The organism is Streptomyces sp. SID486, from assembly GCF_009865385.1.
In the GTDB taxonomy this organism is placed as follows: Bacteria; Actinomycetota; Actinomycetes; order Streptomycetales; family Streptomycetaceae; genus Streptomyces.
Map to the genome: position 1 here is coordinate 1 of NZ_WWJT01000347.1, position 245 is coordinate 245.

At 82.4% G+C, this 245-nt stretch carries 1 protein-coding gene; it reads right to left on the bottom strand.

Features of this window, described 5'->3' with window-relative positions; all coding sequences use genetic code 11:
* Positions 1 to 245, bottom strand: a 245-nt coding sequence (locus GT045_RS40700; protein ID WP_161334552.1) for a hypothetical protein, incomplete at both ends; no start/stop codon positions are given.

Here is a 245-nt window from a genome sequence, read left to right on the forward strand (position 1 = left end):
GTCACGGGCGGCACCGGCGGCGGCCGAACCGGCCGCCGCCGCCTGGTTGGAGGCGGTCGCCGCCGCGTCGGCGGCCTTGGCTGCCGTACGGGCCTGGGACGCGGCCCTGTTCGCCCCTTCGGCGGCCAGGCGGGCGGCCTTGGCCTTGGTGGCGTCCTTGGCCGCGGCGAGGGCGGCGGAGTAGGCGGCGGACGCGGCGCGTCCGGCGGTCGCCGCGGCCTGGGCCGCCGCGGTGGCGGCGTACG